General features: G+C 64.1%; 1 pseudogene. It reads right to left on the reverse strand.

The annotated features are described in order from the left end of the window. A pseudogene (locus tag AC1ECW_RS16255) lies at window positions 1-684 on the reverse strand (IS3 family transposase); the annotation flags it as partial. Between the last annotated feature and the right edge of the window lies 1 nt (window position 685).

Consider the following 685-nt stretch of genomic DNA (forward strand, 5'->3'; position numbering starts at 1 on the left):
TGTCCACGCACTCGTGGCTGAAGTCGTCGGTGATCGTCAGGCACTTGATCCGGCGCCCATTGGCCAGGCTGTCGCTGACGAAGTCCATGCTCCACACCTCGTTGATCGCCTCGCACCGATGCAGCGGCACACGTTCGAGCTTCAGCCGCTTCTTGCCGCGTCGCTTGCGCACGGCCAAGTCGGCCTGGCGATACAGCCGGTACACACGCTTGTCGTTGATTGCCGTGCCGTCTGCGCGCAGCAGATCGCCGATGCGCCGGTAACCGAAGCGCCGTCGCTCGTGCGCCAGCTGCTTGATGCGCTCGCTCATATCTTGGTCCGCCTGCGCTCGCTGAGGCGGATGCCGCCAGCTGTCGCGCGACAGACCCACCAGCGCGCATGCTCTTCGTTCGCTGATCGAGGTCTCTTGCAGCATCTTGCCCAGCGCCTGTCTCTTGGCCGGTGGGCTCAGCGCTTTACCCCGAAGGCCACCTTCAGCGCTTCGTTGTCCAGCGCCGCTTCGGCCAACAGCTTCTTCAGCCTTGCGTTCTCGGCTTCCAACTCACGCAGTCGCTTCGCGTCGCTGGCCTCCATGCCGCCGAACTTCGCCCGCCACTTGTAGAACGTGGCCGTACTGAAGCCTTCCTTGCGGCACAGGTCCGCCACGTTCACGCCGGCGTCAGCCTGCTTGATGAACCCAATGATC

The organism is Caldimonas hydrothermalis, from assembly GCF_056746695.1.